Genomic DNA, 15,690 nt, shown 5'->3' with positions numbered 1-15,690 from the left:
TGATCACGAACACTAATTTTGAAATTGCTTTTTTCACCATGCTCCTAATCGAATCCCTCTACACTGGCACTGCGCCAGCCACCGAACAGCTGATCCTCGACTTCGACGCGCGCACCAAGACCCGGCTGCGCACGCAATTGGCGTCCGGCGAGGAAGTGGGCCTGTTTCTGCCGCGTGGCGGCATCCTGCGCGGCGGCGACAAATTGCAGGCGCAGGACGGACGCATCGTTGAGGTGGTCTCTGCGCCCGAAGCCCTGGTCGAAGCGCGTTGCGCCAGCGCCTTCGAACTGGCGCGCACCGCCTATCACCTGGGCAATCGCCACGTCGCCGTGCAGGTCTGCGAGGGTGCGCTGCGCATCCAGCAGGATCACGTGCTGGAACACATGCTGACTGGCCTGGGCGCCGAACTTACGCATCTCGATGCGCCTTTCGAACCCGAAGCCGGCGCCTATGCCTCGGGCCATCATCATGCGGAACGCGGCGCCACCGAGGCGAAGATTCATGTCATGGGCGGAGCGCATGGTTGAGCGGGCCTTGATGAAGGCTAAAAGCCGAAATTCACAAATACGCTCTCAAACGGCGTCTCCCTGCCAAACCGTTACACTTCGCCGCGCCGAGCCAGAACGGCTCCTTCCCCCTTGCAGGGGGAAGGTTGGGATGGGGGTTGTCTCGCTCAACAAAGCCAGCTCTGGATTTGACGCATTTACCCCCACCCTCGCCCTCCCCCTGGAAGGGGGAGGAAATGTTCGGGTCTGCCGAACTCAGTACACAAGTGGCTCGGCTTTTCAGCATGGAATAGCCCACCTGAAGACCCGCACCCAGCGGACATCTTCAGGCAACCATGCTGAACAAGTCCGTCCAGTAAACCTATCCACAGCACCTACCTGTAGAGGATTACTGCATGCGGCTCTCCAGACAGGCCTTGCGGCATGAACCTGCAACTCGTGCGCCTGCTGCATCTGGCCAGCCCGGCCCTGCCCGTCGGCGCCTTCTCCTATTCGCAAGGTCTGGAATGGGCTGTCGAATCCGGCGCGGTCACGACCGAAGCCGCCGCCCAACTCTGGATTCACGACGCCCTGCACTTCGCCTTGGCCCGCTGCGAGGCACCGGCCCTGATCGCCCTGCTGCGCGCCTGGAAGGCCGGCGACACTGCCGAAGTTGCCCGTCTGAATGCCGAGTTCATCTCCACCCGCGAAACCGCCGAACTGCGCGCCGAAACCCTGCAGATGGGCTATTCGCTGGCGCGCCTACTGCGCGACCTGCCAGACACGCCCGGAACCAGCAAAACCGCTTTGCTTGATCTGCGCGAAATTGCCTTCCCCACGCCTTGGGCCGCAGCGGCCGCGCACTGGCAGATTGATGAACTGGAAGCCGCCACCGCCTACCTGTGGGCCTGGCTGGAGAATCAGGTCATGGCCGCTGTGAAGCTCGTACCTCTGGGCCAGACCGCCGGCCAGCGCATGCTCGTGGCACTGGCCGAAGACCTGCCCGCGCTGGCGACCGAAGCCCAGCGCCGCGCCGATGAACAAGACTGGGAAAACTTCACCCCCGGCATGACGCTGGCGAGCTGTCAGCACGAAATCCAATACACCCGACTTTTTCGTTCCTGAAGGATGACCATGCACGCGCCATCTGCGAGAAAAATATTGCAGGATCAGCCGCTCACCGGACCGAACATTCGCAGCATCATGCGCAGAATTTTCCCGAAGAGAAATGACTACGTCTCCGACATAACACTCTTTGAGGAATTGCTTCCAGAACTTGCTCGCTTCGAAATCACGACACGCGGGCAGCTAAAACGTCTCTTGACCAAGTACCGACGCGCACTGCTCACCGACGACAGAAGCCCTCTTTCAAGCGTGGAGCAAAAATACTATTGCGAGTGGTTTGGAGCAGAACACACCAAAAATGCCATCAAAAGGCAGTACTGGTTTGGCTATCCGGCGCTTGTTCGAAATGCCCTAGAAAGCAAATTCGGGGAGCAGGCGGAAGTCTGGTCAGATGAACCAGAAAGCTTATTGAGTACGTAAACGCAGCACTTCACTAACTACGACTGACCTGACCAAAAATGACCCAATCCCAACCCCTGCGCATCGGCATCGGCGGGCCCGTCGGCTCCGGCAAGACGGCCCTGACCCTAGCCCTGTGCATCGCCCTGCGCGACAAGTACAACATCGCGGTCGTGACCAACGACATCTACACGGCGGAGGACGCGCAGTTTCTGGTGCGTAATGAAGCCCTGCCGGCCGAGCGCATTCTGGGCGTGGAAACCGGCGGCTGCCCGCACACGGCGATCCGCGAAGATGCTTCGATCAATCTAGAGGCGATCGACCGCCTGAATCAGCGCTTCCCGGGGCTGGAAATCATTTTTGTGGAAAGTGGTGGTGACAATCTGGCGGCGACCTTCTCGCCCGAGCTGTCGGATTTGACCTTGTATGTAATCGACGTGTCGGCCGGCGACAAGATTCCGCGCAAGGGCGGGCCGGGGATCATGAAGAGCGATCTGCTGGTGATCAACAAGATCGATCTGGCGCCGATGGTCGGCGCCTCGCTGGAGGTGATGGATCGCGACTCGAAGAAGATGCGCGGCAGCAAACCCTTCGTCTTCAGCAATCAGAAGACCGGTCAAGGGCTGGCCGAGATCATTGCCTTCATCGAAACGCAGGGCATGCTGCACGCGGTCTGATCAGCGGCGCTTGCCGCTGCGGCAGATCCCCGTTTTCGGGTCTCTGGGATTGAACCACAGCTCCTTGCGGCTCAAGGGGGTCTGCGATGAAAGCATCGGATTTTCGATCTCGATGATGCGACGCGAACACAAGTCGGCACGCGCGATGACCTCTGCATTGAACTGAAGCATCAGCTTGCGCAGACTACCATCGCGCACCATCGACTCCATGCCTTCTTCGATGCGTTGAGCCAGACGTGGCGCCTTGGGCGAAATAAAGACATAGGTTGGCAGCGGCAGATTCAGCAGCAGAGTCTTTTCAATGGCCAGCTCCGGGGCCTTTTCATGCCAAGTATCGTATTCAGAAAAGGCTTCATTCAAGCTGCGCGGGAAGTAGTCCGTGCGCTCGCGCAGCAGCATTTTCAGACTTGCCTCGTAGTTCTCAGCGGGGGCAATCGAAAAACCGCCCATTTCGGCCACCTTGCGCGAAGCCCAGCCGGCACCGACGCTCATGCGCAAGGCCTTCAGATCCTCCACCGTGCGCACGGCAGCCAATCTGGCCTGTGCATCACTGCGGATCAGCGCAATGCGCAAACCCGATAAGCCCATGTCGATCGGAATCCGGATCGTAATGAGCTTCTCCTCCCAGGCGGGCTGGGTGGCAACCATGGCTATGTTCTGAATTTCCCCGAGCAGCAATTCCTGCAGCATGCGCTCGCGCGTCGAACTCAACGTCCCCTGCACATAGCGATAAGGGCCATAACGTTTTTCTGTGCGTTTGAGCGCCTCATCGACAACGGTGATCTTGAAATCCGAGACAGTGCCCTTGGCCGGGTCTGTTCCCTGCAGGAGAATCACGTCTTCAGCTTGCGCCAAGCCTGCATGGGCGAGCCCTGCAATTAGCAGGCAGGACAACAGCGATCTCAGGTGCGTCATCAATCTGGGGCTCCGAAGGTCATTTCGGCACCCGGGCAAGCAGCCCGGGCGGTACGGAGTCGACGCGCAGCAGCTCCAATCTGCGTGCGTCCGACAACCGGCTCCCTCAATCTAGCAGCTAATTACAAGATTCTCGTTCCCGCATGGACGGTTTGCATTGATTTAACACTCCCGGACTCAAGCGCGACCCTGCGGCTACTTATCCGCCTACTCATCCAGATCCAGCTCAAAGCCCGGCCGGCGCGGCACGGTCAGCGGATCGCAGCTGATCGGGCGATAGATCTCGACACGGTCGCCTGCGCGCAGCGCAGCTTCCAGCTTCACCGCCTTGCCGAATACGCCGACACGCTGGGCGTTCAGATCGATATGCGGATAGAGCGCGAGGATGCCGCTCTTGTGGATCGCGTCCTGCACGCTGGCGTCATCGGCCACGTCAATGTTAAGCCAGGTCTGGCCAGCGGGTTCGGTGTAGGCAACGGCAACTTTCATTTCGCTCTCCCTCTCAGACACTGCAATGTGCGGCCGCATCCGGCGTCGCACAGCCACGCTTGGCCAGACGCTGATCGACCATGCGCTTTACGACCAGCAACATGCCCAGCACCAGAAAGCCCCCCGGCGGCAGGATCATCATCAGCACGCCGGAGTAATTCGGGATCACTTTCACTTCGAGGAATGAAAAACTCGGCCCGAGCAACAGACTGGCTTGTGCAAACAGTGTGCCCGCGCCGATCAGTTCGCGCACCAGACCCATGATCGTCAAGGCCAGCGTGAAGCCCAGGCCCATCGCCAGCCCGTCAATGGCCGATGCCTTAACGCCATTCTTGAAAGCAAACGCCTCGGCCCGGCCAAGAATTGCGCAGTTCACGACAATCAGGGCGATGAACAAGCCCAATACTTTGTGCAAGTCATGCAGCCAGGCGTTCAGCGACATATCCACGAGGGTCACCAGCGTGGCAATCACCACCACGAAGATCGGGATGCGCACCTGATCGCTGACCAGATTGCGGATCGCCGAGATCAACATGTTCGACACCACCAGCACCGCCGTGGTCGCCAGACCCATGCCCAATCCATTGGTGCCGGAGGTCGTCACCGCCATCGCCGGGCACATCGCCAGCAACTGGGCGAAGACCACGTTCTGGTCCCACAGCCCGTCACGAAACAGCTTGCCCGTTGTCACCGATTCGCAATTCATGGTTTCTCTCCTGCAATTTCAGTACGATGCGCTGCGTAGAATTCCAGCGCTTCCTTCACCGTCTTGACCACGGTGCGCGGCGTGATGGTGGCACCAGCGAACTGATCGAACTCGCCGCCATCTTTTTTCACCCCCCAACGCGCAGTGCCCAGCGCCTTGCCTTCGAAAGCGTGCACCCAAGGCGATTTGGCCACCTCGATCTTGTCACCCAGACCCGGCGTTTCAGCGTGCTTGAGGACGCGCACACCCTGCACCACGCCTTCGGCATTCAGGCCAACGAGAATCACGATATCCCCGGCATAGCCGCGCGCGCGGTGCTGGAAAACCGCCGCCGAGTAAACGCCGGCCTTGCGCCCGCGATACACCGTCACCGGCTTGCCGCCAAGACCGTCGATGCTCACCGTGTCGGCCAGCAGGTTGTTGTCCGCCATGCCTTCCGGCAGCACCTGTACCAGCGAGGCCTTCAGGTCATCTTCTGCCGCCTGAGCAATCGCCGGCAGGGTCAGGTGGTTGGCCAGCATCAGCGCCGCGCCGGTCAGCACCGTGGCCAGCGCCAGCGAAACGCCGTGATAGCCGATCTTGTCCCGCAGAATCGCGAGTTCCATGTCACTTCCCCCCGCTCTTCAAAACAATCGGTAGGCCCTTGAAATCGCGGCCATACACGCGTGGCTTCACCAGGCGGTCAATCGCCGGGGTCAGCGCATTCATCAGCAGCACCGCAAAGGCCACACCTTCCGGATAACCGCCGTAGCTGCGGATCACCCAGGTCAGGAAACCGCAGCCGAGGCCGAACACGATCTGCCCGGCACGCGAGGTGGGCGAAGAGACGTAGTCCGTCGCAATGAAGAAGGCGCCCAGCATTGCCGCACCGGACAGCACATGCGTGCCCGCATCCAGGTAGCGCGCCGGATTGATGCCATGTGCAATCGCCGCCGGCACGGCAATCGCCGCCAGCATGGCGAGCGGGATATGCCAGGTGATGATGCGCATCAGCATCATCGCTACGCCACCGGCCGCAATCAGCAGCACGGCGGTTTCGCCCATGCTGCCGGGGCGTGCACCACTGAACGAGGTGGGCAAACCGTTGGCAAATACATGCAGCAGATTCACACCGCGCGACAACTCGCTCTTGGCCTGACCCAGCAAGGAGGCACTGGACATCGCGTCCGGAATCGCGCCGCCGCCGAAGGTCACCTGCAGCGCATCCAGCAGGCCGGGCGCATGGGCCGCCGTCATCGGCATCACCCAGGCCGTCATCTGCACCGGGAAGGACACCAGCAAGGCTACCCGCGCGATCATTGCCGGGTTGAAAAGATTCTGCCCTACACCACCGAACACCTGCTTGCCGATGACCGTAGCGAACAACCCACCGAGCACGCCAATCCACCAGGGCGCCCAGGGTGGCAGCGACATCGCCAGCAGCCAGCCGGTGAGGATGGCCGAGCCATCAAACAGCGTGCTGTTCACCGGCTTGTTCATCAGGCGCAAACAGATGGCTTCACCCGCCAGCGCCGCCGCGATGGTGACGATCCACAAGCTCAGCGCCGGCAAACCGAAGAACCAGAAGCCGCACAGCGTGGCCGGGGCCAGCGCCAACATCACCTTGGCCATCACGGCAGTGATGCTGCCCTGTGCCTGTGCGTGCGGCGAAGCTGCGACGGCGGGCAAAGCAGAGGAAATGGATGTATTCATATCGAGCTCTCCTGTGAACCTGTTGCTTCGATTGCCGCAGCCGCTGCAGCCGCCTCGGCCGCGAGTTGCGCCGCCCGCGCGGCCTTGCGCTTGGCCGCAACCTCGGCGCGTTCGCGCGCTTCGCGCTCCAGACGCTCGACACGCGCCTGCGCCAGACCCTTGGTAAATTCGTTGCGTTTTTTCTTCTGCGCGCGCTTCCAGATTTCGCCCTTGGCATGCGAAAAGGATTGCACCAGCGGAATATGCGAGGGGCACACATAGGCACAGCAGCCGCAGGCCAGGCAATCGTCCAGCGCCAGCGCATCGGCCTTGTCGTAATCACCGGCGTTGATGTGGGCCGCCATTTCCAGCGGCACCAGGCCCATCGGGCAGGCCTTCACGCACGATCCGCAGCGGATGCACGGCGACGGCTCTTCCACCGTAATCTCGGCGGCGGTCAGCGCCAGAATGCCGCCGCAGCCCTTCACCGTCGGCACCTGCGCATGCGGCAGAGCGGCGCCCATCATCGGCCCGCCCATTACCAGGCGCGCCGGGGTTTCCTTCAGGCCGACGAAAGCCAGCAAGTCTTCCACCAGCGTGCCGATCGGCACCAACACATTGCCCGGCATTGCCACCGCACCGCCATTCACGGTCACGATGCGCTGGGTCAGCGGCTCCCCCAGACGCACGGCGCGATGAATCGCCGCACAGGTGCTGACGTTATTGACCAGTACGCCAACACTGGCGGTACGCGCGCCGGAGGGCACTTCCTTGCCGGTCAGCACCTGCACCAGCTGACGGTCAGAACCCATCGGGTAGCGCGCCGGCACCGGGCAGATCTTGATCGTGGCAAACGGCGCGGCGGCCTTGCGCATCGCGGCAATCGCCTCCGGCTTGTTGTCTTCGATACCGACCAAGGCCTGCGGCGCGCCGGTGGCATGCATCAGGATGCGCACGCCGTCGATCACATCGTCGGCACGTTCGCGCATCACGCTGTCATCGCTGGACAGATACGGTTCGCATTCGCCGCCATTGATCACCAGCGTCTGTACGGCCAGCTTGCGGCCCAGTTGTGCTTTCGGCGCCGACGGAAAAGTCGCGCCGCCCAGGCCGACAATGCCGGCATCGGCGATGCGCTGCGACACCTCGGCGGGTTCCAGGCTGAAAGGGTCGGCCACTTCGATCAGCGGAATCGCTTCGTCCTTGCCATCCAGCGTAATCGTGATCGCTGCAAACGGCAGGCCGGAAGGATGTGGCGCAGTGACTTCGCCAATCGCCGTGACAATGCCGGAACTGGGCGCATGCACCGGTGCCGATACATTGCCCTGCGCGCTGGCAATCAACTCGCCGCGCAGCACCCGGTCACCCACCGCCACCAGCGGCTTGGCCGGCGCACCTACGTGCTGCAGCAATGGCACACACAGCTTTGCCGGCAGGCTCATCACGCGCAGCGGCACATCGGCCGCCGGGCGTTTGTGATCGTCATGCGGATGCACGCCCCAGCGCGCTCCGTTCAGCATTTCAAGCATACCCATATTCTTCTCCTCAGGCGGCCAGCGCCGGCATTTCACAGGTCGGTTTAGCGACAGGCCAAACCCGACAATCGTTTCAAGCCAGGGCTGGTTTGCTCCAGTTCCAGTCACGCAGCGTCTGCGGCAGCGGACGCAAGATGATCGCGCCCGTCGGGCAGTCATCCATGCAGCCGCCACAACCCGTACAGGCCTCATGCAGCACGCCATGAATCTGTTTCGCTGCGCCGACAATGGCATCCGTCGCGCAATGCTTCATGCACTTGCCGCAACCGATGCAGATCTCTTCCGCCACCTCGGCCACCATCGGGCCTTTGTCCGCCACACCATCAAGCGACAAGGTGATCCCCAGCTTGGCCGCAATCGCCTGGGCCAGCGCCACACCGCCGCCGGGGCAAACCGTCGCTGCGGCGTTGCCTTCCACCACCGCCTCCGCCGCCGCGCCGCAACCAGCCAGACCGCATTGACCACAGTTGGTGCCGGGCATCATCTCGACCAGCTCGGAGACTAGGCTGTTGCCCTCCACCGCAAAGACTTTCGCCGCGTAACCCAGGCCCAGACCGAGAATCAGGCCCAGCGCGGTCAAACTCAGAATGGCTGCAATCATCGCGATCTCCTTAATTGAAGTTCAGGCCGGCAAAACCCATGAAGGCCAGCGACAGCAAGGACGCCAGCACGAAGGTGATCGGCACGCCGTCAAACGCAGCCGGCACCTTGACCAGCACCAGACGCTCGCGCAGCCCGGCAAACATCACCATCACCAGGGTGAAGCCCATCGATGAGCCGAAGCCATACACCAGGCTCTTCACGAAACTGTTGCCTTCCTGCACGTTGAGCAGGGCCACGCCCAGCACCGCACAGTTGGTCGTGATCAGCGGCAGGTAGATGCCCAGCGCGCGATACAGCCCCGGCACCGACTTCTTCACCACCGCCTCGACGAACTGCACCGTCGCGGCGATCACCACGATGAAGGTCAGGATGCGCAGGTATTCCAGCCCCAGTGGGGCGAGCAGAAAGTGGTCGATCATCCAGCCCGCGCCGGAGGCCACCGTGATCACGAAAGTCGTCGCCAAGCCCATGCCCAGTGCGCTATCGATGTTTTTGGACACGCCCATGAACGGACACAGGCCCAGAAATTTCGCCATCAGCACGTTATTCACCAGCGCCGTGGTCACCAGCAGGATCAGGTATTCACTCATGTCGGGTACAACCTCCTGGCTCCCCTTTCGCAGAATCCGTGCCAAGTTTTGGGCGCAGCACCGATCCGGTGCGTGCATGCCTTGCGCAGCCGCCATTTGCGGGCATCTGCAGGCATGCAGGCCGGGGAGGCAAGCTGCGCGCGGCTTGTAGGGGATGCAACAAGCCGACGAATGGATACGACAAAGCCCATTGCGTCGACAGGGTTTGAGCCAGCGCAAGGAAACCGGATCGTCTGCGCGAACGGGCACGAGAAGGCACGGAAGCTGCATTAACCCGTCTGAAGCAGCCTGAATCCCATGCGAGGCCCGTCATGCCCAGTCCGAAAAAGAAAACCGCCACTCCGCGCAGCTCCGTGCGCTCCATCCCCGCCGCGCTGTATCGCGCCGCCGTGGAGCAGGCCGACATCGCGATCTCGATCACCGATCCGCGCGCCAACATCGAATACGTCAACCCGGCCTTCACCCGCAAGACCGGCTTCAGCCCGGAAGATGCCGTCGGCCTGAACCAGAGCATCCTGTCGAACCACACCACTCCGCCCGGCGTTTACAAGGCGCTGTGGCAGCAGATCAACAGCAAGCAGCCCTGGAGCGGGCGTCTGGTCAATAGCCGCAAGGATGGCGGCAAGTATCTGGCCGACCTGACCATCACCCCGGTGCTGGACGAGGCTGGCGAGATCTCGCACTTCCTCGGCCTGCACCGCGACATCACCGAGCTGCACAAGCTCGAATGCGCCGTGCGCAACCAGAAGGCGCTGATCGAATCCGTCGTCGATGGCGCGCCGCTGGTGCTGGCCCTGCTCAACATGGAAGACCGCGTGCTGCTGGATAACCACGCCTACAAGGCGCTGATGGCCGACCTGCGCATGCAGGAACCCGCCGCGGTGCTGCTCGAGGCCGTGCGGGCCAATCTGGGCGCGGGCTTTGGCCCCTTCAAACCGGGCGCGCACGCCTTCCTCGACCAGCAGATCCGCCTGGATCGCCCGCACTGGCGCACGCCGCGCTGCTACGCCTGCTCCGGCGTGTGGGTGGCTGCCGACAAGGACAGCACCGACGCCTTCTACGACGAGGCGGCCGAAAGCTATCTGCTGCTGGTCGCCACCGATGTCACGCGCATGGTCATGGAGCAGGAGAAATCCCGCGTCGCCGCCCTGCACGCCGTACTCGCCGACGAGAACCGCCAGCAGGCCCTGCGCGAAAGCCTCTCGGCCGCCGTGTACCAGCTCGAAGGTCCGCTCAACGTCCTCAATTCCGTGGTCACCGTGATGGGCCGGCGCGGCTGCGATCCCGCCCAGGCTGCGCTGACGGATGCCCTCAAGGCCGGTCAGGACGCGCTCGAAACCCTGCGCGCCGCCGTGCCAGCGCTGGGCAGCGCGATCACCGGGCCGGTCAATATGAATGAAGCCGTGCGCGACGTGCTCGACCTGTCCGCACAGAAATTTCTCGCCACCGGCATCTCCGTGCAATGGGATCCGCAGCTCGTCCTGCCCACCCTGCAAGGCCATCCGAACCGCTTGCGCACGCTGATCAAGGCCTTGGTCGACAACGCCATCGAAGCCATGAACACCAAGGGCTGGCAGCAACGCCTGCTCGCCATCAGCACCCGCGCTGACAAACAGAGCATCGAGGTCACGGTCACCGACAGCGGCCCCGGCATCGATCCCGATCTGCGCCTGAAAGCCTTCGAGCCCTTCTTCAGCACCAAGAAAGGTCAGGGCCAGCATCTGGGCACCGGCCTGTCCTCGGCCCAGCAGGTGGCGGTCGATCACGACGGCAGCATCGAACTGGGCACAGGGCCGTATGGCGGCTGCGTAGCGAAGTTGGTGTTACCACTCAAACGAAATGGGCAGATGTAGGTCGGGCTTCAGCCCGACACCCACGAACCCGAAAGCGTCGGGCTGAAGCCCGACCTACGAAACAGTTACGCAGCACCGAAGCAAAAGGTAAGCATCATGGCTCTCGACGCCGAAGGCACCCTGAACCGCACGCTGATGGAAGCGCTCTACCAAGTGAGCGTCATCCTCTCGCGTTCGCTCGACACCAAAACCGCACCGCAGGAAGTGCTGCGCGTACTCGAAGAATCCGCCGGCCTCACGCGCGGCATGATCAGCGTGCTCGACGCCGAGAGCGGCGATCTGGTCGTCAATGCCGTGCAAGGCATCGAGCCACAGGAATTCGAGCCGATCCGCTATCAGTCTGGCGAAGGCGTGCTGGGCCTCTTGCTGGAAGAGCGCAAGACCGTCGCCCTGCCCTCCATCGCCGCCAATCCGCGCTTCCTCAATCGCCTCGGCATCTACGAGCGCCGCCTGCCCTTCATCGCCGCGCCCATCCACATCGGCGGCGCCATGGAAGGCGTGCTCGCCGTGCAGCCGAACCGGCTCGACGACGGCCTGCTCGCCGTGCGTGCTCGCTTCGTCGAAATGGTCGCCAACCTCATCGGCCAGAGCGTGCGGCTCTCGCTCGACGTGGCCGAAGAAAAGAAAGTCATCGCCGAGGAACGTGACACCCTGCGCCGCACCGTGCGCGTTCAGCACGGCTTCGACAACATCGTCGGCCATTCCGCCGGCATGCGCCGCATCTTTGAACAAGTGCGCATGGTCGCCAAGTGGAACACCACCGTCCTGATCCGTGGCGAAACCGGCACCGGCAAGGAACTCATCGCCAACGCCATCCACTACAACTCGCCGCGCGCGCGCGGCCCCTACGTGCGCTTGAACTGCGCCTCGCTGCCCGAAAACCTGCTCGAATCCGAACTCTTCGGCCACGAAAAAGGCGCCTTCACCGGCGCCGTCAATTCACGCAAAGGCCGCTTCGAAATGGCCGATGGCGGCAGCATCTTCCTCGACGAAATCGGTGAGATCTCCCCGGCCTTCCAGGCCAAGCTCCTGCGCGTGCTGCAGGAAGGCGAGCTGGAACGCGTCGGCGGTGGTCGCACCATCAAGGTCGACGTGCGCGTCATCGCCGCCACCCACCGCGATCTGGAAGACGCCATCGACGAAGGCAAATTCCGCGAGGATTTGTACTTCCGCCTCAACGTCATGCCGATCAAATTGCCCGCCCTGCGCGAGCGTCTCGAAGACGTGCCCGAAATTGCCCGTCACCTGATGGGCCGCATCGGCCAGATGCAAGGCCGCCCGCTCGATCTGAGCGAAGCCGCCATCACCCGCCTGACCCAATACCCCTGGCCCGGCAACATCCGCGAAATGGAAAACTGTCTGGAGCGCGCCGCCGTCATGTCCGAGAGCGGCCACATCGACAGCGACCTGATCCGCATCGACCGCCAGCGCGACAGCGGCCCCATCTCCACCGCCAGCGCCAGCGCCGGCCCCCGCATTGATTTCGACGATCCCAACGTCGACGAGCGCACCAAAGTCATCGGCGCGCTGGAGCAAGCCGGCTGGGTGCAAGCCAAGGCCGCGCGCCTGCTCAACATGACCCCGAGGCAGATTGCTTACCGGATATTGACCTTGGGGATTGAGGTCAAGCAGTTCTGAAATCAGTGCTGAGTTCTGAGGATTGAGTGCTGAGTTAAAGCCGCACCGGCCCAAACCATTCCCCTCTCCCGCTTGCGGGAGAGGGGCCAAGGGAGAGGGGCCAAGGGAGAGGGGCCAAGGGAGAGGGCAAGCGTCCGTCCACAAAAACTCCGTTCGTGCTGAGCGTAAGAAGCGCAGCGGATGGAGTCGAAGCATGAAGGCGCACCAGCGCCAACTCCCCTCTCCCCAACCATCTCCCCCAAGGGGCGAGGGAGAAACTCCAGACCATCGCCCGAAGACCCGCACCCAGCGGACTTCTCCGGCCACCCTGCCCGCACAGGTCCGCCCCATGCGGCTCTGCAGGCGTGCCCCGAAAACGTGAATTGGTGCGCAGCTTGATGCAAATTACCTAAACAAGGTGACGAAAGTCCTACTGGCCGGCGTATGCTTTGGCCATCCAACAAACATTGCTCAAACGGCAGTTTGAACGACGATCAAATACTTAGTTATTTTTGCAACTTCATGATTTTCAAAAAAAGGATTTCCATTGAACGCAAATATCCCGTACATGCTTTCAGTCAGCAACCTGCATAGAATTCTCGATGCAATCCAACGAGCCGGAGCTCCTGAAGTATTTCATCTGGACTTCCTAAGGGATTTGGGTTTCAAGGGATCTAATGATCGTGGCGCCGTAAAAATTCTGAAATATTTGGGAATGCTCGACGAGTCAGGCAGGCCACTTGCGCCATACCGTGAGTTCATGGATCACAACAAAGCTAAACGGGTCTTGGCGTCCCGAATTAAAGTCGCCTTTGATGATTTATTCACTGCCGATCGAAATGCGAATACAAAGTCAGTTGAGCATTTAAAGGGGTGGTTCAAAACAAAAACGGGAGCCGGTGACGCGGTTGCTCAAAAGCTTGCTTCTACCTTTCGCTCACTAGCAGCTTACGGAGACTTCTCAGCACCGACTAATGTCGATCAAGTTGATTCATCGACAACCGAGTCAACAAAGTCGTCGTCCGAGACACAGGAGGATGCCACCTCATCCAACCCATGCCATTCCACACAACTCATAATGCATGAATCGCGCGCATCGTCTCAAGGCCTCTGACGAAGCAGCGGAGGCCTTCAAAGCCCTGCCAGAGCGTTTTGACGCCGGGCTCACCATCGCCTTTACGCGCGAGAAAGCCGCCGAGCATGGCGATGCGGCGGACCACCTCGCGCACGGTGGGCGGTTTTTTGGGTGGTGCTTTCCCGGCCGCGAGCCAGGCCGCTTGCCATTCGAGAGGATCAAATACAGCTACGGCAGGCAGATCGGGATGAACGCGCGCCAGCCGGGTCAGATGTGCCAGACGCCAAGCCACCACGAGATAGAGCGCCAAGGCCAGCTCCAGCTTTTTGATGTCTCCCAGTTGCAGTGCCTCAACACGGCAACCGTTCTTGAGCACGTGAAACAGGGTTTCGATTTCCCACCGGCAGCGATACCAGTCGATCAGCTCCGCAGCCGCTTCCAGCGTGGCGACATGCCGGTTGGTCAGCAGGCGCCATTCGATGGCTTTCCTGCCCGGCGGTGCGCCCACTTCGCGGGCGATCAGGCTGGTGACCGGCATCGTGCCACCTTGGCCGTTCGGCAAATCTAGCGTGCGGACATGCAACGCCTGGCGGACAAGGCGTTCGGGTTGGCCAGTACGCGCAGGCAGGGTGAATTCGATCTCGCCCAAGGGCGCAGCCTCAAGCGTTGCAGGCCACAGCTTGCCGCCTTGCGGCAAGCAGCGGTTGTGCTGGGCGCGCAGCAAGTAGTCCGCCGGGTGACCCAGTGCGTGGGCGCATTGCATCAGCTCCAGCATGTCGGCTTCGCGGTCAGCGACAAAGACCAGACGCGTGTCCGGCATGTGTCCAGCCCGCTCGGCCACGCGTTCATAACCCTCGACCCAGCGCCGGCTCTCCGAGCCCTCCAGCGGCCGGGCCCACATCCAGTTATCCAGAATGCCCAAGGGCAGCCGCTGGGGCGTGACTGCGTAGGTTGGATGCAAGTACATGCCGCGCTGCGCATCAAAGGACAGGCGGCCCAGCCCGTCGATCTGCTGCCCGTTGAAGTCCAGTTCCGTCGTGTCTTGCAGACAAAGCACGACTGGGTGCGCGGCCATCCTCTCCTCGGTACGCGCCATGTGCGGCGTGAGCACGGCCTCCCAGCCCAGCGCACGTTTATCCTTACGCGCCTGGTCAAAGAGCCGGTAAGCCCCTTGGGTTTCCGCGTGCCCATTGCAGGCGCCCGGAATGCTCGCCGATGGTGCGTCACCCAGTCTGTCCGCCAACTTGATCAACCGCCTAGTCAGACGGGCATCGCCCATCTGCGCCTTGCCAAATTCGTCCATTGCCCAGCCTTCCTCGTAACGCATCATCATGCCTTGTTTGATCAAAAGGCATGGGCAAGCACGAGGTATACCAGACTAATTTCAAGGGGTATTGCGCCCCAGAATCAGCTGGAACTTATGTCATAGGACTTGTGTGGAATGGCGTGCATCCAACCCAGGCCAGCCATTACCCCAAATCAATACGCACAAGTCGCAGATTGGACTGGTCTATCGTTTTGAAATTAATTTGCCAGACACTCAAAACGTTGATACATATCGCGCCATATTTCGTGCGTTGCGCGAGGAGCTAATGTGAAAGCAAACCTGTCTGATTTCATGTTTCGCGGACTTCTAACGAAACACGCGCTACGCGATATGCAAGCAGTCGGCCAACTACGAGAGCCTATGGGAGACGCACAAGAACGGGGTGATATTGATCTCATGGCCCCAGTCTCGGAATCAATACGATCTGGGTCGCTCTACATGCAGCGTTGCTACCGCCTTCTATTTGTCTTAGAGAACGTGGTGCGAGAGTTTGTTCGTGAGGTTCTTGAGGAACTCGATCAAGAAGAATGGTTCAGTAAGCGAGCTTCTCTAGCTATGAAAAAGAAAGTGGAAGATCGGAAAGCGGCAGAAGCAAAGAATCAATGGCATACAGGTAGAAATGC

17 protein-coding genes are annotated in these 15,690 nt (G+C 61.3%); 8 read left to right on the top strand and 9 right to left on the bottom strand.

All coding sequences use genetic code 11. The features are described 5' to 3' along the window. The first annotated feature begins 38 nt into the window (after nt 1–38). The 4 genes from ureE to ureG all read left to right on the top strand — a co-directional run bounded on the left by ureE (nt 39) and on the right by ureG (nt 2,686). A complete protein-coding gene (ureE, locus tag ABXR19_RS06945; protein WP_354600384.1) occupies nt 39–527 on the top strand; it encodes an urease accessory protein UreE in 489 nt (162 codons plus the stop codon). Nucleotides 528–929: 402 nt separating this feature from the next. Continuing rightward, on the top strand, nt 930–1,610 hold the full coding sequence (locus ABXR19_RS06940; RefSeq protein ID WP_354600383.1) for an urease accessory protein UreF: 681 nt from the start codon (nt 930–932) through the stop codon (nt 1,608–1,610). A 9-nt stretch (nt 1,611–1,619) separates the two neighbouring features. Beyond that, nucleotides 1,620–2,030: a hypothetical protein gene (locus ABXR19_RS06935; protein WP_354600382.1), complete on the top strand. Its 411-nt coding sequence runs from the start codon at nt 1,620–1,622 to the stop codon at nt 2,028–2,030. 38 nt (nt 2,031–2,068) lie between these two features. Continuing rightward, entirely contained in the window at nt 2,069–2,686 is a 618-nt protein-coding gene (gene ureG / locus ABXR19_RS06930) for an urease accessory protein UreG (RefSeq protein WP_354600381.1), read from the top strand. Here the strand turns inward: ureG and ABXR19_RS06925 are convergent, their stop codons facing one another. From ABXR19_RS06925 to rsxA, 8 genes are all read right to left on the bottom strand, one after another. Then, on the bottom strand, nt 2,687–3,601 hold the full coding sequence (locus ABXR19_RS06925; protein ID WP_354600380.1) for a hypothetical protein: 915 nt from the start codon (nt 3,599–3,601) through the stop codon (nt 2,687–2,689). It abuts the gene before it with no gap. 207 nt (nt 3,602–3,808) lie between these two features. Further along, nucleotides 3,809–4,090, bottom strand: coding sequence for an RnfH family protein (locus tag ABXR19_RS06920; RefSeq protein WP_354600379.1), 282 nt, complete (start codon nt 4,088–4,090; stop codon nt 3,809–3,811). A 13-nt stretch (nt 4,091–4,103) separates the two neighbouring features. Next, nucleotides 4,104–4,796, bottom strand: a complete 693-nt coding sequence (locus ABXR19_RS06915; RefSeq protein WP_354600378.1) for an electron transport complex subunit E — start codon at nt 4,794–4,796, stop codon at nt 4,104–4,106. Beyond that, nucleotides 4,793–5,401, bottom strand: a complete 609-nt coding sequence (locus tag ABXR19_RS06910) for an RnfABCDGE type electron transport complex subunit G (protein WP_354600377.1) — start codon at nt 5,399–5,401, stop codon at nt 4,793–4,795. The genes ABXR19_RS06915 and ABXR19_RS06910 overlap by 4 nt, the downstream gene beginning before the upstream one ends. A 1-nt stretch (nt 5,402) precedes the next feature. Beyond that, nucleotides 5,403–6,488 (bottom strand): RnfABCDGE type electron transport complex subunit D, encoded by a 1,086-nt coding sequence (locus ABXR19_RS06905; protein ID WP_354600376.1) that lies wholly within the window; start codon nt 6,486–6,488, stop codon nt 5,403–5,405. Continuing rightward, nucleotides 6,485–8,002 carry an electron transport complex subunit RsxC gene (rsxC, locus tag ABXR19_RS06900; protein ID WP_354600375.1) on the bottom strand — a complete coding sequence of 506 codons (1,518 nt, stop codon included), beginning with the start codon at nt 8,000–8,002 and terminating at the stop codon, nt 6,485–6,487. The genes ABXR19_RS06905 and rsxC overlap by 4 nt, the downstream gene beginning before the upstream one ends. A gap of 73 nt (nt 8,003–8,075) precedes the next feature. Continuing rightward, the gene (locus ABXR19_RS06895) at nt 8,076–8,603 is read right to left on the bottom strand and encodes an RnfABCDGE type electron transport complex subunit B (RefSeq protein WP_354600374.1); all 528 of its coding nucleotides are present in this window, start codon (nt 8,601–8,603) and stop codon (nt 8,076–8,078) included. A gap of 10 nt (nt 8,604–8,613) precedes the next feature. Then, nucleotides 8,614–9,195, bottom strand: a complete 582-nt coding sequence (gene rsxA, locus ABXR19_RS06890; protein ID WP_354600373.1) for an electron transport complex subunit RsxA — start codon at nt 9,193–9,195, stop codon at nt 8,614–8,616. A 311-nt stretch (nt 9,196–9,506) separates the two neighbouring features. Here rsxA and nifL point away from each other — a divergent pair, with 311 nt between their 5' ends. The 3 genes from nifL to ABXR19_RS06875 all read left to right on the top strand — a co-directional run bounded on the left by nifL (nt 9,507) and on the right by ABXR19_RS06875 (nt 13,779). Beyond that, the gene (nifL, locus tag ABXR19_RS06885; RefSeq protein WP_354600372.1) at nt 9,507–11,048 is read left to right on the top strand and encodes a nitrogen fixation negative regulator NifL; all 1,542 of its coding nucleotides are present in this window, start codon (nt 9,507–9,509) and stop codon (nt 11,046–11,048) included. Between the two features lie 96 nt (nt 11,049–11,144). Further along, the gene (nifA, locus tag ABXR19_RS06880) at nt 11,145–12,686 is read left to right on the top strand and encodes a nif-specific transcriptional activator NifA (RefSeq protein WP_354600371.1); all 1,542 of its coding nucleotides are present in this window, start codon (nt 11,145–11,147) and stop codon (nt 12,684–12,686) included. Nucleotides 12,687–13,212: 526 nt separating this feature from the next. Then, nucleotides 13,213–13,779, top strand: a complete 567-nt coding sequence (locus ABXR19_RS06875; protein ID WP_354600370.1) for a DUF5343 domain-containing protein — start codon at nt 13,213–13,215, stop codon at nt 13,777–13,779. Here ABXR19_RS06875 and ABXR19_RS06870 read toward each other — a convergent pair. After that, entirely contained in the window at nt 13,739–15,073 is a 1,335-nt protein-coding gene (locus ABXR19_RS06870; protein ID WP_435594302.1) for an IS4 family transposase, read from the bottom strand. The genes ABXR19_RS06875 and ABXR19_RS06870 overlap by 41 nt on opposite strands. Nucleotides 15,074–15,334: 261 nt before the next feature. Between ABXR19_RS06870 and ABXR19_RS06865 the strand changes: the two genes are divergently transcribed. Next, nucleotides 15,335–15,690, top strand: a 356-nt coding sequence (locus ABXR19_RS06865; protein WP_354600369.1) for a hypothetical protein, incomplete at its 3' end; no start/stop codon positions are given.

This window comes from Uliginosibacterium flavum (assembly GCF_040566545.1).
Lineage (GTDB): Bacteria > Pseudomonadota > Gammaproteobacteria > Burkholderiales > Rhodocyclaceae > Uliginosibacterium > Uliginosibacterium flavum.
Note: the sequence above shows the minus strand (reverse complement) of the source record. Positions and strands in the feature narration are given on the sequence as shown.